Origin of the sequence: Alloalcanivorax venustensis (genome assembly GCF_047495515.1) — a bacterium.
Taxonomy (GTDB): Bacteria; Pseudomonadota; Gammaproteobacteria; order Pseudomonadales; family Alcanivoracaceae; genus Alloalcanivorax; species Alloalcanivorax venustensis.
The window spans coordinates 2,105,946-2,128,023 of record NZ_CP179934.1 but is presented as its reverse complement, the minus strand read 5'-3'; the positions used below and the strand labels follow the sequence as shown (position 1 = coordinate 2,128,023).

Genomic DNA, 22,078 nt, shown 5'->3' with positions numbered 1-22,078 from the left:
TTTTGTTATTTTTTTGTCGACGCTAGGCAGAGGCGTGCCGGCGGTCAAGCAGACCAAAGGCGAATGGCCCGATTCAACCCGCGCCGGAACTGGTGGCGCGGCCCCATGATGGGTACTCTTACCCCCGTCACGAATACGCCCGTCACGAGGACCGCATGCTGAAACGTTACTTCATCGACGAAGTCACCGAGACCCGGGCGTCACGGCGCCAGGCCTTTTCCCTGTTCAGCCAGGTGAACGGCTGGGCGGACTGGTGTTCCGTGGTTCGCCATGCGCGCCTGTTCGGCGGTGAGTGGCGCGAAGGCGCCGCGCTGCTGTTCGTGGCCGACCTGCCCCGTCTGCCGCCGGCGCCGGTGGTGGTGCGCGTCCAGGAATACCGCGAAAACGAATCCATCGCCTGGGGGCTGGAGCTGCCCATGGCCAGCATCACGCACCGTTTCACCTTTATCGACGATGGTGAGGGTGGCTGCCGGGTCCATCAGGAGGAGTGGTCCGAAGGGCTGATGACCCTGCTGACGCTGCCCGCGGGCCGCTTGATCCATCGCTTCGATCAGCGCTTCGCCCGCGAATTCGCCGCCATGTTCTAGGGATTCTTGATGACGTCTCGATTGTTTCGCGCCTATTGCCGGCTGGTTCTTCGCCATCCCCTGTTCTGGCTCGCCGCCGTGGGCGCGCTGTGCGCGGTGGCAGCCTGGCAGGCCACCGACTTCAAACTGGATGCGTCGGCGGAATCCCTGACGCTGGAAAACGATAAGGCGCTGGAATACTACCGGGAGATCGCCAAGCAATACGGCGGCAGCGACTTCGTGGTGGTCACCTACACCCCCAAGGACCGGCCGCTGTTCCAGCAGGACACCCTGCGCCATATTCAGGCGCTGCAGGACGAACTGAAAGGCGTGGACCGGGTCGGCTCGGTGTACAGTTTCCTCGACGTGCCGTTGCTGTTCAGCCCCAAGGTGGCGTTCACCGACCTGTCCGACGGCTACCGCACGCTGCGCGACCCGGGCGTGGACCTGGGCCTGGCCAAGCAGGAGTTCACCGAAGAGAACCCGCTCTACGAGGACCTGCTGGTCAGCGAGGACGGCGGCACCACCGCCCTGCTGCTCACCTTCGAACGGGACGAACGCTATTATGAGCTGCTCAACCGGCGTAACGCCCTGCGCGAGAGCGAGCGCGCCGGCGAGCTGAGCGATCAGGAAGCGGAGCAGCTGGAACAGGTCGCCGCCGAGTTCAGCGACTACCACAGCCAGGTGCAGGCCCGCACCCAGCAGGAAGTCAGCGAAATTCGCAGCATCATGGACGGCTACCGGGACCAGGCGCAGCTGTTCCTGGGCGGCGTGCCGATGATCGCCTCGGACATGATCCGCTTTATCGAGTCCGACCTGAAGGTGTTCGGCCTGGGCGTGCTGATCTTCCTGGTGCTCACCCTGTTCCTGATCTTCCGTCGCCCGCGCTGGGTGGTGGTACCGCTGGCCTGCTGCGCGGTGACCGCCCTGGCGGTGACCGGCTGGCTCGGCTGGATGGACTGGAAAGTCACCGTGATCAGCAGCAACTATCTGTCGTTGCTGCTGATCATCACCATGTCGATCACCATCCATCTGACGGTGCGCTACCGGGAACTCCATGAGGAAAACCCGGACGCCGACCAGGCCTGGCTGCTCAAGGAAACCGCCGCCCACATGATGCGCCCGAGCATCTACATGGTGCTCACCACCATGGTCGGCTTCTCCTCGCTGGTGATCAGCGACATCCGCCCGGTGATCGACTTCGGCTGGATGATGACCATCGGCATCGGCGTCGCGCTGGTGACCTGCTTTCTGCTGTTCCCCGCCCTGCTGGCGCCGCTGTCGCCGGGCCGGCCGCGCCAGGGCCGTGACCTGACGCGAAGCATCACCCTCGCCTTCGCCGGCTTCGCCGACCGCGGCCGGTTACCGTTGCTGCTGCTCACCGGGCTGGCGCTGATCGCCGCGGTGTGGGGCATGACCCGGCTGACGGTGGAAACCCGCTTTATCGACTACTTCCAGGAAGATACCGAAATCTACCAGGGCATGCTGCAGATCGACCGCAAGCTGGGCGGCACCACGCCGCTGGATATCGTCATCGACGCCCCGGAAGAACAGGCCGACAACACCCCGCGCGCCACGCAACAAAACAGCGGCGACACGGCACAAAGCGCCGACGGCTTCGAGGCGGTGGAAGCGGATCCGTTCGCCGACGACGGCGACGGCGCCGTTGCCAACGGCGATGACGGCTTCGGCGCGGTGGAGGACGACCCCTTCGCGTCGAGCGGTGACGACGGCTTCGGCGAACCCGCCGGCGACGACCCCTTCGCCGATAGCGGCGGATCCGGCCAGGCCCGCGCCAGCGACGGTCCCAACCTGAAAGGCGCCTACTGGTACACGCCCCAGCGGCTGGACCGCATTATCGAAATGGAGCGCTACCTGGAATCCCTGCCGGAAACCGGCAAGGTGCTGTCCATCGCCACCACCTACGAGGTGGCCAAGAAAATCAACGAGGGCCCGCTCAGCTATGTGCAGCTGATGCTGCTCGCCAGCTTCATTCCCGACGACCTGCGCTCCCAACTGGTGAGCCCCTACCTGTCCGGCGACGGCCGCCAGATCCGCATCAGCGTGCGCGTGGTGGACTCTTACAAGGGCCTCAACCGCAACCAGCTGCTGGAACAGATCCGCGCCGACATGCTGGAAAAATTCGACCTGCAGCCGGAGCAACTGCACCTCACCGGCGCCATGGTGCTCTACAACAACATGCTGCAGAGCCTGTTCGACTCGCAGATCAAAACCCTGGGCTATGTGTTCGCGGCGATCATGCTGATGCTGCTGGTGCTGTTCCGGTCCCTGCCGGTGGCGCTGATCAGCATGGTGCCGAGCCTGGTGAGCGCCGCTTCGGTGCTCGGCCTGATGGGCTGGATCGGCCTGCCGCTGGACTTGATGACCATCACCATCACCGCCATCACCATCGGCATCGCCGTGGACGACACCATCCACTACGTGCACCGCTTCCACGAGGAGCTGCCCCGCGACGGCGACTACCGCGCCACCGTGCGCCGCTGCCACGGCTCCATCGGCAAGGCGATGTACTACACCTCCCTGGTGATCATCGCCGGCTTCTCGATTCTGTCGCTGTCCAACTTCAACCCCAGCGTCTACTTCGGCCTGCTCACCGGCCTGGCCATGCTGGTGGCGCTGCTCAGCAACCTGACCCTGCTGCCGGCGCTGCTGATGAGCGTCAAACCCAAGCTCCGCGCCGGGCCCACCACGAACATGGCGGAGTAATAGCCCTGTGCGAGCGGGCCCCGCCCGCGAAAGGGTGGCTTTTAGCCACCCGGCGGGATGCCAGAGACTTTTCCCTCCAGAAAGCCCACACCGGGATCGGGTGGGCCCGTCCAGGACACGCCACGAGTACATCCCTGTAGGCTCGGCGTTTGGCCATCCCTGGCCAAACACGGTCCTGGACGGGCCCACCCGATCCCGGCGCTCCTTGGGAAATTCACCGCCACAAACCCACTTCGTAGAAAGGTCCGGGCGGCGTTTCTGACCCGTGGCGGTTCCGCTGCCCAGTGAGCGGGGCAATGGTGGTGCCTGGAGGGAGCTGTTTGGCCAGGGACGGCCAAACTAACAGCGGCCATGGATGGCTTGAGCGGTCCCGGAAGGCACCACCATTGCACCGCGTCTCGGATACGGAGCACCGAACACCTGAAGAACCAGCGTCTCTGGGATACTGCGGGGCAACCTTTGCCGGGAGCTGCGCTCCCTTTCGCGGGCAAGGCCCGCTCGCACAATCCGTGCTATGACCCGCGGCCCAGTTGGAGGGCCCCACCCCAAAGGGGCCGCTAGTGGTGGTCGTCGATGGGCACGTGGGGGCGCTCGGCGACGGGGTCGTGGTGGATGATCACTTCCGCCGCCGGGTAGTGCTCGACGATGCCGGCGCGGATGCGCTCGCCGAGGTCGTGGGCGTCGCGCAGCGACAAGGTCTCGTTCATGTCCACGTGCAGCTGGATGAACTGGGTGCGCCCGGATTGGCGCGTGCGCAGGTCGTGGAAACCGAGCGCGTCTTCCTGTTCGGCGACCACCGCGCTGATCACGTCGCGCACCTCGCCGGGCAGCTCATGATCGAGCAGCAGCTGGGTGGAGTCCCAACCGATTTTCCAGGCGGAGCGCAGAATATAGAGCGCGATCGCCAGGCCGACGATGCCGTCGACCTCCTCGAAGCCGTAGCCGGCCACGATCAGTGTGAAAATGATGCCCAGGTTCACCGCCAGGTCGGACAGATAATGGAGCGCGTCCGCGTCGATGGCGGTGGAGCCGGTGCGGCGCACCACATAGCGCTGCAGCAGCAGTAGCAGCGCGGTGAGCAGGATCGAGAACACCATCACCCCGACGCCCAGGGCGGTGGCCTCCAGCGGCGCCGGTTCGATCAGTTTGAGCACCGCTTCCTTGAGCAGAAACAGCGCCGAGCCGCCGATCAGCACGGCTTGGCCGAGGCCGGCGAGCGCTTCCGCTTTGCCGTGGCCGAAGCGGTGCTCGTCGTCGGCGGGGACCAGCGAATAGTGGATCGCGGCGAAGTTCATCAGCGACGCCAGGGAGTCCATCACCGAGTCCACCAGGGACGCCAGCAGACTCACCGAGCCGGTCATCATCCAGGCCACGGTTTTCACCGCGATCAATACCAGCGCGGTGGCCACCGAGGCGCTGGCGGCCAGGGTCAGAAGGCGGCGTTGCTGACGTTCGCTGTCGGCGTTCATATCAGGACCGGTTCGGCAGCACGGTGAGCGGGTCCACCGGCTGGCCGTCCTTGCGGATCTCGAAGTGAAGCTGGGTGCGGAAGGTGCCGCTGGCGCCCATGGTGGCGATCTTGTCGCCGGCGCTGACCCGGTCGCCCTCTTTCACCAGCAGGCTGCTGTTGTGCGCGTAGGCGCTCAGCCAGCGGTCGTTGTGTTTGACGATCAGCAGGTTGCCGTAGCCGGTGAGGCCGCTGCCCCGGTAGACCACGCGGCCGTCGGCGGCGGCGCGCACCGGGCTGCCCTCGCGGTCGCCGATGGTGATGCCGCGGCGCCCGCCGGAGGCCTTGGAGAAACGTTCCAGCACCTCACCGGAGGCCGGCCACTGCCAGTTCACCGGGCCGGTGTCGGTGCTCGGCTTGGGTTTGGGTGCGGGCGGCGGGGCCGGTTCCGCCTTGGCGGCGCCGGACGACGAGGACGACGGCTTGGCCGGGGCACTGCTCGACGAGGCGGGCGGGCGGGACGGCCGGGTGGCCTGCTTGGGGCCGCCGGCGAAAGAGAGGGTCTGGCCGGGATAGATGGTGTACGGCGCGTCGATGTCGTTGGCCTCGGCCAGCGCCCGGTAATCCCAGCCGTAACGCCAGGCAATGGAATACAGGGTTTCGCCACGCGCTACCCGGTGGCTGCCCGACGTCACTTTGGTGGCCTTGCTGTCGCGCTGATAGATGTCCACCACCGGCGGCGGATTCCCTACCGCGCAGCCGCACAGACACAGCGACAACAATGTGGAGAGCAAAACACGCAAAAGGTTACTCGTCCGTTTCAGTGACCTCATTATGCCCGGGCGCGGCGAAAGAAAGTAACCACACCAACACCAGACCCACCGCGGTCATCACCAGGGCCGCGGGCAGCTCACTGGAGCCCTGCACCGCGCGGGCGTACTCCGCCGGCCACAGCCAACGGTCGCCGACACCGCCCTCCACGCTCAGCCGCCAGGGCCACAGCTTCACCAGGGAGCCGGCCATGAAACCGCCGAGCAGCGCCATCACGGTGTCGTGGTGGCGCGCCAGCAGCCATTTCAACAGCCGCACGAACGCCAGCAAGCCGCAGGCGCAGCCGGCCATGAACGCCAGCAACAGGGGCCAGTCGCCCTGCTCCACCGCGGCCAGCACCGAGGGATACAACCCCAGCAGCAACAGAATAAAGCTGCCGGAAATGCCCGGCAGGATCATCGCGCAGATCGCCAGCGCCCCGCCGAGGAAAAAGATCAGCGGCGACACCGGGTAGGCGCCCAGCCCGGGAGCCAGGGCGATCAGCGCCGCCAGCGTGGTGCCGATCACGAAGGCCACGCCCTGCGTCACCCCGCGCTGTTGCAGCGGCTTGAGCACCATCACGATGCTGGCCAGGATCAGACCGCAAAAGAACGCCCATACCGGCACCGGATGGTTCTCCAGCAGCCAGCCGATCATCCGGGCCAGTAGCGCAATGCTAGTGAGGATTCCCGCCAAAAGCGTGCAAAGGAAGGTAAAATTGCCGGCCCGCCAGAACGCCAGGAAACCCTGGCGCCGCCACACGCCCAGCAGGCGCGGGCCGATGCCGCCCAGGGTATCGATCAGTTCCTGATAGATGCCTGTGATCAGCGCCAGGGTGCCGCCGGACACACCGGGCACCACATCCGCGGCGCCCATGGCCATGCCCCGCAGGAACAGGCCGGGACGCCAGGGCCCGCTCATTGCACGCCCCGTTGAAACGGCACGAAGCGCACCGTGTCCAGGGCCCGGGTGGTGATGTCGTCGCCGTGACGCTCCACCACCGTGAGCTTCTGCACCCGGTCGCCCACCGGCATCACCAGGCGGCCGCCGTCGGCCAGCTGGCCGAGCAGTTCATCGGGAATATCCGGGCGCGCGCAGGCCACCAGAATGCCGTCGAAGGGGGCGGCGGCTTTCCAGCCGAAACCGCCGTCGGCGTGCTTGAGCTGCACCCGCGCCATGCCCAGGCTGATCAGCCGGCGGCGCGCCTGGTCCTGCAGCGGGCGGATCCGTTCCACCGAATGCACCTGCTCGCAGAGCGCGGCCAGCACGGCGGTCTGGTAGCCGCAGCCGGTGCCGATCTCCAGCACCTTGGGCGGCACCCGGTCGGCGATCAGCAGCTCGGTCATGCGCGCCACCACCCAGGGCTGGGAGATGGTCTGGCCGTAACCGATGGGCAAGGCGGTATCGTCATAGGCCTGGTGAGCCAGGGCCTCGTCGATAAACAGGTGACGGGGGGTGTTGCGGATCACTTCGAGAACGCGCTCGTCCTCGATGCCCGCTTCCCGCAGGCGGCTGATCAGCCTTTCCCGGGTCCGTGCCGACGTCATGCCAATACCGCGCAGCTCTGTGTTCATGTGTGTTAATGCATCCCCAATCCAATGACGCGCCGGAGGTTTAGTTATCGTTGACCGGCGTATGTGTTTCCACCAACTCGGCGAGCACCGTAGTGGCGAACGCGCCGGTGGGCAGATCAAACCCCAGCGTCAGCACGTCGCCCTCGCTCCAGGCCCATTGTAAGCCATTCACCGGCAACCGCGTGGCCCGGCGCGCGGCGTCCACCCCTTCCCCGGCGAGCGCCTCGACCAGGGCGTCACAGCCGCTCAGGGCGCGCGCTTCCAGTTGCCGGCAAGCCGCCGATGATGCCATGCCCGCCTTCCCCGGCAAAGGGGCGGTGGGGTGCACCTCGCCGGCGGCCACGCGGGCGCCGGCGCTGGCGTCCTGGTCGGCTTCGAACAGCCCGCGGCTGTCACGGGGCTGGAGGATATCGCCCTCCAGCGGCCGGTCCCAGACACCCTCGCGCACCCGCTCGGCCAGAACCCGATTAAACAGGCCGCTGCGCACCGCCGACAACCAGATACCGCGCAGCGCCCGCTTACGGGGCGCCTCGCCGCCCAACAGCCATTGCTGGCCGCGTTGCCAGTTGCCGCCGCTCCGGCCGAAGCGCTGTTCACCGAAGTAATTGGGTACGCCGCGCTCGGAAAGGGTATGCAAGGTACGCTCCAGGGCGTCGCGGTCAGCGTCCAGTTCACGCAGCACGATCTCGAAGCGGTTGCCGCGGTGCGTGCCCCGGTTGAGCTTGCGCCGGTGACGGCGCGCCTGCAGAGCGACCAGGCCCGCCGGCCAGGGGAAGTCCGGGTCCGCTTTGCCGGGCAGATGCAGGCTGAACCACTGGCGGGTCACGGCACGGCGGTCCTTGAGGCCGCTGTAGCCTACGGCAAGACGGTGGATGCCGGCCTGTTTGGCCAGCCACAGGGCCACGTCCTCGGTGTTCCAGTCGGTTTTTTCGATCTCCAGCCAGAGATGCTCGCCCTCGCCTTCCGGGACCACGTTCATGATCTCGGTGACGCGGAAATCCTCGAAGCCGGCGCGCAGCAGCGCTTTACCGAAGGGGCCGCCGTGGGCGGCGGGCGTGGCCGGCAGCGGCGCCGGCAGGTCGGCGTCGCGGCTCATTGGTCCTCGTGGGTGAGCAGCACCACCGCCTGCACGGCGATGCCCTCGCCCCGGCCGGTGAACCCGAGCCGCTCGGTGGTGGTGGCCTTCACCGACACCTGATCCATGCCGCAGTCCAGCAGGCCGGCGATGCGGCGCCGCATGGGGGCGATATGGTCGGCCAGCTTGGGCGCCTGGCAGATCACCGTCAGGTCCAGGTTGCCGATGCGCCAGCCGGCGGTGCTGACGCCGTCCATCACCGCCCGCAGCAGGCCGCCGGAGTCGGCGCCGCGCCAGCGCTCATCGTGATCCGGAAAGTAGTGGCCGATGTCGCCGAGCGCCAGGGCGCCGAGCAGCGCGTCGGCCAGGGCGTGCAGGGCCACGTCGCCGTCGGAGTGGGCTTTCAGGCCGCGCTCGTGGGGAATGCGCACACCGCCCAGCATCACGTGGTCGCCCTCGCAGAAGGCGTGCACGTCGAACCCCTGGCCTATACGAATTGCCATGCCAGCCCTTCCTCTTCCTGGGCCCGGAGATAAAAGCGCGCCAGCGCCAGATCTTCCGGGACGGTGATTTTGATGTTGTCGGCGTGGCCGGCCACCAGCGCCGGCCGGGCGCCGGCCGCTTCCAGCGCCGAGGCCTCGTCGGTGATCGCCTCGGGATCGTCGCGTAGGGCGCTGAGCAGGGCGTCGTGCAGACGGCGGGCGTCGAACAGCTGGGGGGTGAGCGCCCGCCAGATCAGCGACCGGTCCAGGGTGGCTCGGATACGGGTGTCCGCGTCCGCCTGCTTGATGGTGTCGGTGACCGGCCGCGCCAGGATCGCGCCGTCGCCCCGGTCGTCATGGTCGAGCAGCGCCTGGATATCGGACAGCCGCACCAGCGGCCGCGCCATGTCATGCACCAGTACGCGGGCGTCCGGCGCCCGCTCCAGCACCGCCGCCACTCCGGCCAGCACCGACCGGGCGCGGCTGTCGCCGCCGGTGACGCTGGTGACGCGGGGATGGCCGGCCACCGCCAGTTCCGGCCACCAGGGGTCGCCGTCGGCCACCGCCACCACCACCGCCTGCAACGGCGCGAAGGCCAGCAGCCGGCCCAGGGTATGCTCGGCCAGGGTGCGGCCCTGCAGGGTCAGGTACTGCTTGGGCAGCCCGGCGCCCATGCGCGCGCCGACACCGGCGGCGGGCACCACGGCGAACAAGGGAGGCGGCAAGGATAGAGAGCGGCGCTCAGTCACGGTCCGGGTCCTGTTGGGGCTCCACGATCAGGAAAAAGCTTTCGCCGTCACGGATCATGCCGAGATCCTTGCGGGCGATCTCCTCCACCGCTTCGGTGCCTTCTTTCAGGTCACGCACGTCGGCGGCCAGCAGGCGGTTGCGCTCGGCCAGTTCGGCGTTCTTGGCATTCAGCACTTCCACCTGCCGCTCCAGGCTGGCCACGTGGCGCAGGCTGCCCTCGCCGAACCACAGGCGCGCCTGCAACACCAGCAGCACCAGCGCCAGTACGGCCAGCACCACCTGGCGGGCGGGCGACACTTTCATCGCGCGCCCCACGGCGCCTGACCACGGCCGGGGAACGGAACGCTACGGCCGGCCATGCTGGCGTCAGCCCAGGAACCGGAACTCTTTGCGCCCGTTATAGGCGGCACGGCCCAGTTCCTCCTCGATGCGGATCAACCGGTTGTACTTGGCCACCCGGTCGGAGCGGCACAGCGAGCCGGTTTTGATCTGACCGGCGGCGGTGGCCACCGCCAGGTCGGCGATGGTGGTGTCGGCGGTCTCACCGCTGCGGTGGGAGATCACCGCGGTGAAGCCGGCGTCCTTGGCCATCTTGATGGCGTCCAGGGTTTCCGACAGGGAGCCGATCTGGTTGAACTTGATCAGAATCGAGTTGGCGATGTGCTCGTCGATACCGCGCTGCAGAATCTTGGTATTGGTGACGAACAGGTCGTCGCCCACCAGCTGGATTTTGTCACCGAGCTTGTCGGTGAGCGTCTTCCAGCCGTCCCAGTCGGATTCGTCCATGCCGTCTTCGATGGAGATGATCGGGTAGCGGTCGCACAGCTCGGCCAGATAGTCGGCGAAGCCGGCGGCGTCCATGGTGCGGTCCTCACCGGCCAGCACGTATTTGCCGTCCTTGTAGAACTCGCTGGAGGCGCAGTCCAGGGCCAGGGTGATGTCGTCGCCGGCCTTGTAGCCGGCGATCTCGATGGCTTCCATGATCGCTTCCAGCGCCGCTTCGTTGCTGGGCAGGTCCGGGGCGAAGCCGCCCTCGTCGCCCACCGCCGTGTTCAGGCCGCGCTTCTTCAGCACCCCTTTAAGAGCGTGGAACACCTCGGCGCCGTAGCGGATCGCCTCGGCCACGGTGGGCGCGCCCACCGGCTGGATCATGAACTCCTGGATGTCGACGTTGTTATCGGCGTGCTCACCGCCGTTGATGATGTTCATCATCGGCACCGGCAGGGAGTACTCGTTGTCGTCGTCCTGCAGATCGGAGATGTACTCGTAGAGCGGCTTGTTCTGCGCCTGGGCCTCGGCCTTGGCGGCGGCCAGGGACACCGCCAGGATCGCGTTGGCGCCCAGGTTGCCTTTGTTCTCGGTGCCGTCGGCGTCGATCATGGCCTGATCGAGCGCGCGCTGATCGGCGGCGTCGCGGCCCACCAGCAGCTCGCGGATCTGTGAATTGACGTTGCCCACGGCGCGGGTCACGCCCTTGCCCAGGTAGCGGCTCTTGTCGCCGTCACGCAGCTCCAGCGCCTCGCGGGAACCGGTGGAGGCACCGCTGGGCGCGCAGGCGCTGCCGCGCTCGCCGTTCTCCAGAATCACATCGGCTTCGATGGTGGGGTTGCCACGGGAATCAAGAATCTCGCGGGCCTTGACGTCAACGATCTTGGACATGGGAGACGGTCTCCAGAAACGAAATCGGGTTCAATGGTTGTCGAAGGCGGGAAACGCCTTAACGGTATTATCCAGGGTCTGCATCTGGGTCAGGAATGGCTCCAGGCGGTCCAGACGCAGGGCGCAGGGGCCATCGCACTTGGCGTTATCCGGGTCCGGATGGGCCTCCAGGAACAGCCCGGCGATGCCCTGGCTGATGCCGGCGCGACCCAGCTCCGCCACCTGCTGGCGGCGCCCGCCGGCGGAATCGGAACGGCCGCCGGGCATCTGCAGCGCGTGGGTCACGTCGAAGAACACCGGGTAGCCGAACTGCTTCATGATGCCGAAGCCGAGCATGTCCACCACCAGGTTGTTGTAGCCGAACGACGAGCCGCGCTCGCACAGAATCAGCCGCTCGTTACCGGCCTCTTCGCACTTGTGCAGAATGTGCTTCATCTCCTGGGGGGCCAGGAACTGCGGCTTCTTGATATTGATGATGGCGCCGGTGCGGGCCATCGCCACCACCAGGTCGGTCTGCCGTGCCAGGAAGGCGGGCAGCTGGATGATGTCCGCCACTTCCGCCACCGGCGCCGCCTGGTAGGGCTCGTGCACGTCGGTGATCACCGGGCAGCCGAAGGTGTCCTTGATCTCCTGAAAGATCTTCAGGCCCTCTTCCATGCCCGGGCCCCGGTAGGAGTGCAGCGACGAGCGGTTAGCCTTGTCGAAGCTGGCCTTGAACACCCAGGGCATGCCCAGCTTGCCGGTGACCTCGGCGTAGGCCTCGGCCACCCGCAGGGCGATGTCGCGGGATTCCAGCACGTTCATGCCGCCGAACAGAGCCATGGGCCGGTCGTTGGCGAACGCCAGATCACCCAGCTCGATGGTGATGTTCCGCATGCTCTACTCCTTCAGATGGCGGACGACGTCCGGTGCGCCGCCAGGGCCGCTTCCACGTAGCCCTTGAACAAACCGTGGCCGTCACGCGGCGTGGAGGTGAATTCCGGGTGGAACTGGCAGGCCACGAACCAGGGATGGTCGCCCACTTCGATCACTTCCACCAGCTCACCGTCGTGGGAGCGGCCGACAATTTTCAGGCCGGCGGCTTCCAGCTTGTCCAGGTAGTTGTTGTTGACCTCGTAGCGGTGGCGGTGACGCTCAATAATGTGCGTCTTACCGTAGCACTTCGCCGCCACGCTGCCGTCCACCAGCACGCACTCCTGGCCGCCCAGGCGCATGGTACCACCCAGGTCCGACGCTGCCGACCGCAGCTCCTTGCTGCCGTCCTCGCGGGTCCACTCGGTGATCAGCGCCACCACCGGGTCCGGCGTGTCCTGCTTGAGCTCGGTGGAATGGGCGCCGGTCAGGCCGGCCACGTGGCGGGCGTACTCGATCACCGCCAGCTGCATGCCCAGGCAGATGCCCAGGTACGGCACCTTGTTTTCCCGGGCGTAGCGGATCGCCGCGATCTTGCCCTCGGTGCCCCGGTCGCCGAAGCCGCCGGGCACCAGAATGGCGTCCACTTCGCCCAGCTCGGCGGTGCCGTCCCGCTCGATGTCCTCGGCGTCGATATAACGGATATTGATCTTCGCCCGGGTGGCGATGCCGGCGTGCATCAACGCCTCGTTCAGCGACTTGTAGGCGTCCGCCAGATCAATGTACTTACCGACCATGCCGATGGTGACCTGGCGTTCCGGGTTGAGCTGCGCTTCCACCACCCGGTCCCACTCGCTCAGGTCCGGCGCCGGCAGATCAAGGTGGAATTTCTCCACGATGATGTCGTCCATGCCCTGCTCGTGCAGCACCCGCGGCACCTGATAGATGGTCTTGCAGTCCGGCGCCGAGATCACCGCCCGCGCTTCCACGTTGGTGAACAGGGAGATCTTCTCGCGGGCGCCCTGGGGCACCGGATGGTCCGCCCGGCACACCAGAATGTCCGGCTGCAGGCCGATGGACCGCAGCTCCTTCACGGAGTGCTGGGTCGGCTTGGTTTTGATTTCGCCGGCGGAGGCGATGTAGGGCACCAGGGTCAGGTGCACCAGCAGCGAGCGGCTGGAGCCCAGCTCCACGCGCAGCTGACGCACCGCCTCCAGGAACGGCAGCGACTCGATGTCGCCGGCGGTGCCGCCGATCTCGACGATCGCCACGTCGGCGTCGCCGGCGCCCTGCTCGATCTTCAGTTTGATTTCGTCGGTGATGTGCGGGATCACCTGCACGGTGGCGCCCAGGTACTCGCCGCGGCGCTCCTTATCCAGCACGTCCTGGTAGACGCGGCCGGTGGTGAAGCTGTTGCGCCGGGTCAGGCGCGTGCGGATAAAGCGCTCGTAGTGCCCCAGATCCAGGTCGGTCTCGGCGCCGTCCTCGGTGACGAACACCTCGCCGTGTTGATAGGGGCTCATGGTGCCCGGATCCACGTTGATGTAGGGATCCATCTTGATCAGGGTGACCTTCAGGCCACGGGCTTCCAACAGGGAAGCCAGCGACGCCGCGGTGATTCCCTTTCCGAGGGAGGACACCACCCCGCCGGTGACAAAAATAAAACGTGCCATGCACCCACCAGTAAGTCATGGATTGAACGCGCCCGCTTGCGGGAGCCCGAACGCCTTCCAAAAAAATACCCTTGCCCGCCGGGGTGGGCAAAGGTTCTCTTCGATAAATACGGGATGGCCGGATTTCGGACGCCTGGGCGACGTCAGGATGGCAAAAAATGATACCAGAGAGGCGCTATCCGGGAAACCAATATCGTCTTGGCTTAGTGGGAGCGGGCCATGCCCGCGAAAGGGAGCGAAGCTCCCGGCAGGATGCCAGAGACCTTTCTCTCCAGAGAGCCCGCACCGGGATCGGGTGGGCCCGTCCAGGACACGCCACGAGTACATCCATGTAGGCTCGGCGTTTGGCCATCCCTGGCCAAACACGGTCCTGGACGGGCCCACCCGATCCCGGCGCTCCTTGGGAGATTCCAAGCTTCCCTACCTGGGGGCCGGGGGTGTTGTAACCCGTGGCGGTGACGCTACCCAGTGAGCGGGGCAATGGTGGTGCCTGGAGGGACCTATTTGGCCAGGGATGGCCAAATGAGAGCGCCCAGGGACGGCTTGAGCGATCCCGGAAGGCACCACCATTGCACCGCGTCTCCGATACGGAGCACCGGAAACCTGAAGAACCCAGGTCTCTGGAATCCTGCCGGGTGGCTAAAGCCACCCTTTCGCTTGCAAGGCAAGCTCCCACAGCCCGCTCCCACAAACCCGGCTTCGTCAGGAAGCCGGTTCCAGGTGCCAGGTGGTGAGGGGCTGGTCGCGCCAGGGGTCGGCGACGGCGACGCCGGGGACGGCGACCAGGTCGTCGCCGGCGTAAACCAGCGGCCATTGGCGGCGGCGCCAGGGCGGCACGCCGGCGGCGCGCCACAGCTCGGCGATGCGCTGGTGGCAGCCGTTGAGGGCGAGGCGCTCGCCGCCCCGGGCGGGCGCCAGGCGCAGCGGCAGGCCGTCCGGCAGCTGAAGTGCCGGTTGCTCGGCGCTGCCATCACCGGGGCCGGCGACCAGCCGCCAGGCGCCCAGGTCCGGCGGCGGCGTGCCCGGCGGCCAGTCCCGGGCCACCGTCAGCGGCGTCAGCTCGGCGTCCGCGAGCAAGTGCAGGTGGTCCTGGAAGCGGCGCAGCTGCCAGCCGCCCCAGGCGACACGCGCCGAACGGTCGGCGGCCGCCGACGGCAGCGCCAGGATCTCAGCCAGTATCGCCGCCGACGGGGTGGCGGCGCCGGCGGCGGCCAGCCACCAGCGCAGCAGGTTGCGCAGCCGGGGCGGATCGAGCCGCTGCCAGGCGGCCAGCGGTAGCCGGCGCGCGGACACGGCCAGACGGCGGGCGTCCTCTTCGGCGCGTTCGGCGAGCAAGGCGGCGGCGTCGGCCTGGTGCCCGGCGGCGCGGGCCAGGGCCGCGTCGGCGCCGGGCCAGCGCAGGCGCAGGCGCGGCAGAATCTCGGCGCGCAGGTAATTGCGGTCGAGGTGCAGCGCCCGGTTGCTGGGGTCCTCGACCCACGACCAGCCGCCCTGCTCCGCCAGCCCGCGCAACGTCTCGCGGGAGACGCCGAGCAGCGGCCGCCACAGGCGGGTGCTGCCGCGCCGGCTGTGCTCGCTGATCGCCGCCAGGCCGGTGGCGCCGGCGCCGCGCAGCAGGCGCAACAACAGGGTCTCCGCCTGGTCGTCACGGTGGTGGGCGGTGATCAGGGTGGCGTCGCCGGCCAGCCGGCAAAGCGCCTGGTAACGGGCCGCGCGGGCGTTGGCTTCCAGGCCCGCGCGGCCGGCCACGTTGACGCTCTCACGGAAGAACGGCAGCGCCAGCGCGCTGACCACCGCTTCGCAGTGCGCCGCCCAGCGCTCGCTGTCCGGGTGCAGGCCGTGATCGACATGCACCACCGACAGCCGCGGGCCGAGCCCGGCCTGGACCAGCAGATGCAGCAACACGGTGGAATCCAGGCCGCCGCTGAACGCCAGCCACAGGGGGCCGGCCGGCGCCCGGCGGGCGAGGCTCCGCACGGTGGTGGCGAGATCGGCGGAGACATCGGGGTCAACGGGTGGCATGGCGCGGGCCGCCGGCACGGGGCCGGCGGTTTATTCGTCGGCGGGGTCGGTGAGCACGTTGCCGTAGCTCATCAGACGCTGGTAGCGGCGCTCCACCAGGTCCGGCACGGCCAGGCCGCGCAGCTCGTCGAGTTGCTCACTGATATTACGGCGCACCGCATCGGCGGCCTGATCGTAATCACGGTGGGCGCCGCCCAGCGGTTCCTTGACCACCTGATCGACGATACCCAGTTCGTGCAGGCGGCCGGCGGTGAGGCCCATGGCGGCGGCGGCCTCCGGCGCTTTGTCGGCGCTGCGCCACAGAATCGACGCGCAGCCTTCCGGGGAAATCACCGAGTAGGTGGAGAACTCCAGCATTTGCAGGTGATCGCAAACGCCGATGGCGAGCGCGCCGCCGGAGCCGCCCTCGCCGATCACCGTGGCGATGATTGGCACTTTCAATTGCGACATCACCCGCAGGTTGCGGGCGATGGCCTCGGACTGGCCGCGCTCTTCCGCGTCGATGCCCGGGAACGCGCCCGGGGTATCGATAAAGGTGAGCACCGGCATCTTGAAGCGTTCCGCCATCTCCATGAGACGCAGCGCCTTGCGATAGCCCTCGGGCTTGGGCATGCCGAAATTGCGGCGCACCTTTTCCTTCACCTCGCGGCCCTTCTGGTGGCCGATCACCATCACCGGCTGGTCGTCCAGGCGGGTGACGCCGCCGACGATCGCCGGATCGTCGGAAAACGACCGGTCGCCGTGCAGCTCGTCGAAGCCGCCGAACAGGCGCTGGATGTAATCCAGGGTGTAGGGACGCTTGGGGTGGCGCGCCAGTTGGGAAATCTGCCAGGGGCTGAGGTTACCGAAAATGTTTTCGGTGAGCGTGATGCTCTTTTCCTGCAGCTTACCGATTTCTTCCGAGATATTGACGTCGCTGCCGCTGCCGACGAGACGCAGTTCCTCGATTTTCGCTTCCAATTCCGCGATGGGTTGTTCAAATTCGAGGAAATTCGGATTCATAGGGCACCCCTTTCTTTGGTGGGGTAAGTGTAGCGCCAAGGCCGGGACAGCGTCGAGCGGCCCGCCCCGCGCTATGGTTGCAAGTTGTTACCGGGCTCAATATTCCAGCGTCACCGAGCTGTCCCCATAACGCCCCCGCAGGTCGTCCATCAGCGATTGGTGGGGAATCACCTTCCAGTCGTCGCCCAGGGCCATGGCCGCGTCCGCCTCCCGGTGGGCCAGTTGCAGCGTCACCGGGGTGCCGCCGCCGTTGCCGTTGGCGCGGTACGGCGACAGGGTGCGACCGAGGGTGTCGGGCAAGGCGTCGTCCACCGGCACCCTGACCCGCAGGCGGCGGGCGAACATTTCCCGCGCCTGGCAGATGTCCATCACCTCATCGGCGACCAGGTTGAAGCCGCCGGTGTAGTCGTCCATGCGCACGCCGCCGCGCACCACCAGCAAGGCGTCCTTCTGGATGCGCTCGCCGTACTGGGCGAAGGTGCGGCCGAACACCGACACCTCCACCCGGCCGGTTTTGTCGTCCAGGGTGATAAAGCCCATGCGCTCGCCGCTGCGTTTGCTGCGGGTGATGCGCAACGCCACCACCAGGCCGGCGACGGTGGCGGCTTCGCCCTTGGCGGTGGGCTGCAGGCTGTTCAGGCGGCTGCTGACGAACTGGCGCACCTCCCCTTCGAACTGGTCGATGGGGTGGCCGGTGAGGAACAGGCCCAGGGTGTCTTTCTCGCCGTTGAGGCGGATGTCGTCGTTCCAGTCGCGGCCGGGCTTCCAGGCCACCGCCGTGGCGGGGGCGTGCTCGTCCTCGCCACCGCCGAACAGGTCCATCATGCCCGCTTCCTGGTTGCGGGCGTCCTGCTCGGCGGCGGCGATGGCGTCCGGCAGCGTGGCCATCAGCACGGCGCGGTCGCGGAAATGCCGGTTGGGCCCCAGCTTGTCCAGGGCGCCGGCGCGCACCAGCGCTTCCAGGGAGCGCTTGTTGATCTTCTTCAGATCAATGCGCCGGCAGAAATCGAACAGGTCCTCGAAGGCCCGCTCCTCGCCGTTGTCGCCGCGGGCGCTGACGATCGCCTCGATCGGGCCTTCGCCGAGGCCCTTGATGGCGCCCAGGCCATAGATGATGTCGCCTTCCGCGTTGACGGTGAAGCGGTAGCCACAGGAGTTCACGTCCGGCGGCAGCACCCTGAGGCCCATGTTTTTGCTTTCATCGATAAAGGTCACGACCTTATCGGTGTTCTGCATATCGGCGGAGATCACCGCCGCCATGAACTCGGCCGGGTAATGGGCTTTCAGCCAGGCGGTCTGGTAGGCGACCAGCGCGTAGGCGGCGGAGTGGGATTTGTTGAAGCCGTAGCCGGCGAACTTCTCCACCAGGTCGAAGATCTTCATCGCCAGGTCCGGCTCGATGCCTTTTTCCTTGGCGCCGGACTCGAAGATCTCACGCTGTTTGGCCATCTCCTCGGGTTTTTTCTTACCCATCGCCCGGCGCAGCAGGTCCGCGCCGCCGAGCGTGTAGCCGGCCAGCACCTGGGCGATCTGCATTACCTGTTCCTGGTACAGAATCACGCCGTAGGTGGGCGCCAGGATCGGCTTGAGCCATTCGTGCTGGTACTTCACATCCGGGTAGGACACCGGCTCGCGGCCGTGCTTACGGTTGATGAAGTTGTCCACCATGCCGGACTCGAGCGGGCCGGGCCGGTACAGCGCCACCAGCGCGATGATGTCCTCGAACTGGTCGGGCTTGAGCTTCTTGATCAGCTCCTTCATGCCCTGGCTTTCCAGCTGGAACACGGCGGTGGTGTCGCCCTTCTTGAGCAGGTCGAAGCTGGGCTTGTCGTCCAGCGGGATGCGCTCGATGCTCAGCGGGCCCTCGCCTTCCCGTTCGCGGCGCACGTTGGCGGCCTTCACCGCCCAGTCGATGATGGTCAGCGTCTTCAGGCCGAGAAAGTCGAACTTCACCAGCCCGGCGGCTTCCACGTCGTCCTTGTCGTACTGGGTGACCAGGTTGTCGCCGTTTTCGTCGCAGTGCAGCGGCGCGAAGTCGGTGAGCTTGCCGGGGGCGATCACCACGCCGCCGGCGTGCTTGCCCACGTTACGGGTGAGGCCCTCGAGCTTGAACGCCATTTCCATGATTTCGTTGGCGGATTCCTTGTCGGAATTGCCGTCGTCTTCAAGGAATTCGCGCAGCGGCTCTTCCTGCTCCAGCGCCGCTTTCAGGGTCATGCCCGGGGTGCCCGGAATCATCTTGGAGAGCCGGTCCGCCAGGCCGTAGGGCTTGCCCTGCACCCGCGCCACGTCGCGCACCACCGCCTTGGCGGCCATGGTGCCGAAGGTGATGATCTGGCTCACCGCGTCGCGGCCGTATTTGTCGGCCACGTAGTTGATCACCCGGTCGCGCTTCTCCATGCAGAAGTCGACGTCGAAGTCGGGCATGGAAACCCGTTCCGGGTTGAGGAAACGCTCGAACAGCAGGTCGTACTGGATCGGGTCCAGATCGGTGATGTCCATGGCGTAGGCCACCAGCGAGCCGGCGCCGGAACCCCGGCCCGGCCCCACCGGCACCTGGTGCTGTTTGCCCCACTGAATGAAGTCGGCAACGATCAGGAAGTAGCCGGGGAACCCCATCTGGTTGATGATGCCCAGCTCGAACTGCAACCGCTGATCGTATTCGGCGCGCCGTTCCGCGTAATCCGGCGCGTCCGGGTCGAGAATGCCGGCGAGCCGCTTTTCCAGCCCTTCCTGGGCCACCTTTTCGAAGTACTCCTCCAGGGTCAGCCCTTCGGGAATCGGGAACTCCGGCAGGAAGTTCTCGCCCAGGCGGATGTCCAGCGTGCAGCGCCGGGCGATCTCGACGGTGTTTTCCAGGGCTTCCGGCAGATCCGAAAACAGCTCCGCCATTTCATCGGCGGTTTTCAGATACTGCTGTTCGGAGTACTTCCGGGTGCGGCGCGGGTCATCCAGGGTGTTGCCGTCGTGGATGCACACCCGCGCTTCGTGGGCCTCGAAATCGTCGCGGTCGATAAAGCGCACGTCGTTGGTGGCCACCACCGGGATGCCCAGCTCCGCCGCCAGGGCCACGGTGGCGTGCAGGCACTGCTCATCGCCGGGCCGCTCGGTGCGTTGCACTTCCAGATAGAAGCGGTCGCCGAACACCTGCTGGTACTCGCGAGCCCGCTCGGTGGCCTCGGCGGTCTTCTCCGACACCAGCAGCCGCCCCACGTCGCCGGCGCGGGCGGCGGACAGCAGAATCAGCCCTTCGTTGAGCTCCAGCAGCCACTCGCGGCGGATCATCGCCCGGCCACGGTGCTGGTTGCTCTGCCAGGCGCGGCTGATCAGCAGGGTCAGGTTGCGGTAACCGGTTTCGTTCTGCACCAGGCAGCACAGGTAGTAAGGGGCGTCTTCCGGGTCGTCCGCCTGCACCCAGAGATCGGCGCCCATCAGCGGCTTGACGCCGGCGCCCATGGCGCCGGAGTAGAACTTGATCAGGGCGAACAGGTTGTTTTCGTCGGTCACCGCCACCGCCGGCATACGCTGCTCGACGCAGGCCTTGACCAGTTCCTTGACGCGCACCACCCCGTCGGCCAGGGAGTAGTCGGTGTGCACGCGCAGGTGTACAAAGCGGGGATCAGTCACTTCCAGCTCCTGTCAGCAATGCCGCCACCGGCGCGAAGGAGCGGCGGTGGTACGGCAGCGGACCGTGGGTTCTCAGGGCCGCCAGGTGCACCTTGGTGGGGTACCCCTTGTGGCGGTCGAAGCCATATTCGGGGTGACGCTCGTGCAGCGCCACCATTTCCCGGTCGCGGGCCACCTTGGCGAGGATCGAGGCGGCGCCGATGGCCGGCACCCGCCCGTCCCCCTTTACCACGGGCTGCGACGGGCAGGCGAAGCGCGGCCCCCGGTTGCCGTCCACCAGCACCGCGTCGACGCGCAGGGCGAGCGCCTCCACGGCGCGCACCATGGCCAGGTGGGTGGCATGATAAATATTCAGCCGGTCGATTTCCTCGGGCTCGGCGCGGCCCAGGGCCCAGCCCAGCGCCTGCTCGCGGATCACCTCGGCCAGGGCCTCGCGGCGTGGCGCGCTGAGGGTCTTGGAATCCGCCAGGCCGGGCACCGGCCGGGCTGGGTCCAGCACCACCGCGGCGGTGACCACCGCCCCCACCAGGGGGCCGCGCCCTACTTCGTCGACCCCGGCCAGATGCATGCCCGGAAAACAGTCGAAGCTGGACGGAATGAACGGCTCCGCCAGGGCGTATTCGGCGAACGGATCATGCATAGTCTTGGGTTCCCGTACCCGGGGCCAGCAACGCCGCGATGGCGTCGGCGGCCTTGTCGTTGGCACCGCCCCGCAACTGCTCGTGGACCCGGGTGAAATCCGCCTCCAGGGCGGCCACCCGCTCGGGACTATCAAACCAGACCTGAACCGCCTCGGCCAGGGCGGCGCCGGTGAAGGCGTCCTGCACCAGCTCCGGCACCAGCCGTTGGCGGCACAGCAGGTTGGGCAGCGCCACATGCTCGCTTTTCACCAACCGCGAGACGATCGCGAAGGTGACCGCGCCCAGCCGGTAGCCCACCACCATGGGCTTCTTCAGCAACAGGCCTTCCAGGGTGGCGGTGCCGGACGCCATCAGCACCACGTCGGCGGCGGCCATCACGGTGCGGCTGCGGCCGTCGGTGACGGTCACCGGCAGCGCCGGCGCGGCGGCCAGCGCCGCGCGGATCTGTTCGCCGCGGGCGGCGTTGGCGGCGGGAATCACGAAGCGTAGCGCCGGCCGCTCCCGGTGCAGGCGCTGCATGGCGTCCAGGAATTCCGGCATCAGTTGCGCCACTTCCCCGCCCCGGCTGCCCGGCAGCACCGCCAGCAAGGGGCCCTCGGCGGCCAGCCCCAGTTCCGCCCGGGCGGCGGCGGCGTCCACGCTCAGCTCGATCATGTCCGCCAGGGGGTGGCCGACGAACGCCACCGGCACCCCGTGTTCCTGGTAGAACCGGGCCTCGAACGGGAACAGGGTGAGCATCAGGTCGATGTCCCGGCGGATGCCCTTGATCCGGCCCTGGCGCCAGGCCCACACCGAGGGGCTGACGTAGTGCACGGTTTTCAGGCCGGCGGCGTGGACCCGTTTGGCCACGCCCAGGGTGAAGTCCGGGGAATCAATGGTGATCACCACGTCCGGGCGCCGCGCCAGCAGGTCGTCCACCAGCCGGCGGCGCAGGCGGAACAGTTCCGGCAGATGGGCGATCACCTCGGTGATGCCCATGACGGACAGTTTTTCCATCGGAAACAGGGAATGCTGGCCGGCGGCGGCCATGTTCTCGCCGCCCACGCCGATAAAGCGGGCGCCGGGGAAACGCTCGCGCAGGGCGCCGATCAGGCCGGCGCCGAGCAGATCCCCGGACGCCTCGCCGGCGATCACAGCAATGAGAGGCGCCGGAGAGGAGTTCATAACAGCG

Annotated in this window: 18 protein-coding genes; 2 read left to right on the top strand and 16 right to left on the bottom strand. The window is 67.3% G+C overall.

Features of this window, described 5'->3' with window-relative positions; all coding sequences use genetic code 11:
• Positions 1-155: 155 nt before the first annotated feature.
• Together ACMG4O_RS09995 and ACMG4O_RS09990 are read left to right on the top strand one after the other, a co-directional pair.
• On the top strand, positions 156-587 hold the full coding sequence (locus ACMG4O_RS09995) for an SRPBCC family protein (protein WP_414433729.1): 432 nt from the start codon (positions 156-158) through the stop codon (positions 585-587).
• 9 nt (positions 588-596) lie between these two features.
• Positions 597-3,293, top strand: a complete 2,697-nt coding sequence (locus tag ACMG4O_RS09990; protein ID WP_414433728.1) for an efflux RND transporter permease subunit — start codon at positions 597-599, stop codon at positions 3,291-3,293.
• A gap of 557 nt (positions 3,294-3,850) precedes the next feature.
• Here ACMG4O_RS09990 and ACMG4O_RS09985 read toward each other — a convergent pair.
• The 16 genes from ACMG4O_RS09985 to lpxB all read right to left on the bottom strand — a co-directional run bounded on the left by ACMG4O_RS09985 (position 3,851) and on the right by lpxB (position 22,071).
• Entirely contained in the window at positions 3,851-4,762 is a 912-nt protein-coding gene (locus tag ACMG4O_RS09985) for a cation diffusion facilitator family transporter (protein ID WP_370202286.1), read from the bottom strand.
• 1 nt (position 4,763) lies between these two features.
• Positions 4,764-5,543 (bottom strand): peptidoglycan DD-metalloendopeptidase family protein, encoded by a 780-nt coding sequence (locus ACMG4O_RS09980; RefSeq protein WP_228548211.1) that lies wholly within the window; start codon positions 5,541-5,543, stop codon positions 4,764-4,766.
• A gap of 4 nt (positions 5,544-5,547) precedes the next feature.
• Positions 5,548-6,471 (bottom strand): DUF368 domain-containing protein, encoded by a 924-nt coding sequence (locus ACMG4O_RS09975; protein ID WP_194856909.1) that lies wholly within the window; start codon positions 6,469-6,471, stop codon positions 5,548-5,550.
• Entirely contained in the window at positions 6,468-7,124 is a 657-nt protein-coding gene (locus ACMG4O_RS09970) for a protein-L-isoaspartate(D-aspartate) O-methyltransferase (RefSeq protein ID WP_194856908.1), read from the bottom strand. Before ACMG4O_RS09970 ends, ACMG4O_RS09975 begins: the two co-directional genes overlap by 4 nt.
• Before the next feature lie 40 nt (positions 7,125-7,164).
• Positions 7,165-8,220 carry a tRNA pseudouridine(13) synthase TruD gene (truD, locus tag ACMG4O_RS09965; protein WP_370202284.1) on the bottom strand — a complete coding sequence of 352 codons (1,056 nt, stop codon included), beginning with the start codon at positions 8,218-8,220 and terminating at the stop codon, positions 7,165-7,167.
• The gene (gene ispF / locus ACMG4O_RS09960; RefSeq protein WP_194856906.1) at positions 8,217-8,702 is read right to left on the bottom strand and encodes a 2-C-methyl-D-erythritol 2,4-cyclodiphosphate synthase; all 486 of its coding nucleotides are present in this window, start codon (positions 8,700-8,702) and stop codon (positions 8,217-8,219) included. The genes truD and ispF overlap by 4 nt, the downstream gene beginning before the upstream one ends.
• On the bottom strand, positions 8,687-9,430 hold the full coding sequence (gene ispD / locus ACMG4O_RS09955) for a 2-C-methyl-D-erythritol 4-phosphate cytidylyltransferase (protein ID WP_370202283.1): 744 nt from the start codon (positions 9,428-9,430) through the stop codon (positions 8,687-8,689). The genes ispF and ispD overlap by 16 nt, the downstream gene beginning before the upstream one ends.
• Positions 9,423-9,734, bottom strand: coding sequence for a cell division protein FtsB (gene ftsB / locus ACMG4O_RS09950; protein WP_142950214.1), 312 nt, complete (start codon positions 9,732-9,734; stop codon positions 9,423-9,425). Before ftsB ends, ispD begins: the two co-directional genes overlap by 8 nt.
• A gap of 63 nt (positions 9,735-9,797) precedes the next feature.
• Positions 9,798-11,090 (bottom strand): phosphopyruvate hydratase, encoded by a 1,293-nt coding sequence (gene eno / locus ACMG4O_RS09945; protein ID WP_335628477.1) that lies wholly within the window; start codon positions 11,088-11,090, stop codon positions 9,798-9,800.
• A gap of 30 nt (positions 11,091-11,120) precedes the next feature.
• The gene (gene kdsA / locus ACMG4O_RS09940) at positions 11,121-11,966 is read right to left on the bottom strand and encodes a 3-deoxy-8-phosphooctulonate synthase (RefSeq protein WP_335628478.1); all 846 of its coding nucleotides are present in this window, start codon (positions 11,964-11,966) and stop codon (positions 11,121-11,123) included.
• An 11-nt stretch (positions 11,967-11,977) separates the two neighbouring features.
• On the bottom strand, positions 11,978-13,615 hold the full coding sequence (locus ACMG4O_RS09935) for a CTP synthase (RefSeq protein WP_142950217.1): 1,638 nt from the start codon (positions 13,613-13,615) through the stop codon (positions 11,978-11,980).
• A gap of 702 nt (positions 13,616-14,317) precedes the next feature.
• Complete coding sequence (tilS, locus tag ACMG4O_RS09930; protein ID WP_414433727.1) at positions 14,318-15,637, bottom strand: tRNA lysidine(34) synthetase TilS; 1,320 nt, start codon at positions 15,635-15,637, stop codon at positions 14,318-14,320.
• A 30-nt stretch (positions 15,638-15,667) separates the two neighbouring features.
• On the bottom strand, positions 15,668-16,639 hold the full coding sequence (locus tag ACMG4O_RS09925) for an acetyl-CoA carboxylase carboxyltransferase subunit alpha (RefSeq protein WP_142949938.1): 972 nt from the start codon (positions 16,637-16,639) through the stop codon (positions 15,668-15,670).
• A 96-nt stretch (positions 16,640-16,735) separates the two neighbouring features.
• Positions 16,736-20,266, bottom strand: coding sequence for a DNA polymerase III subunit alpha (gene dnaE / locus ACMG4O_RS09920; protein WP_142949939.1), 3,531 nt, complete (start codon positions 20,264-20,266; stop codon positions 16,736-16,738).
• Complete coding sequence (gene rnhB, locus ACMG4O_RS09915; protein WP_370212348.1) at positions 20,259-20,906, bottom strand: ribonuclease HII; 648 nt, start codon at positions 20,904-20,906, stop codon at positions 20,259-20,261. The genes dnaE and rnhB overlap by 8 nt, the downstream gene beginning before the upstream one ends.
• Entirely contained in the window at positions 20,899-22,071 is a 1,173-nt protein-coding gene (gene lpxB, locus ACMG4O_RS09910; RefSeq protein WP_414433726.1) for a lipid-A-disaccharide synthase, read from the bottom strand. Before lpxB ends, rnhB begins: the two co-directional genes overlap by 8 nt.
• Positions 22,072-22,078: the final 7 nt, after the last annotated feature.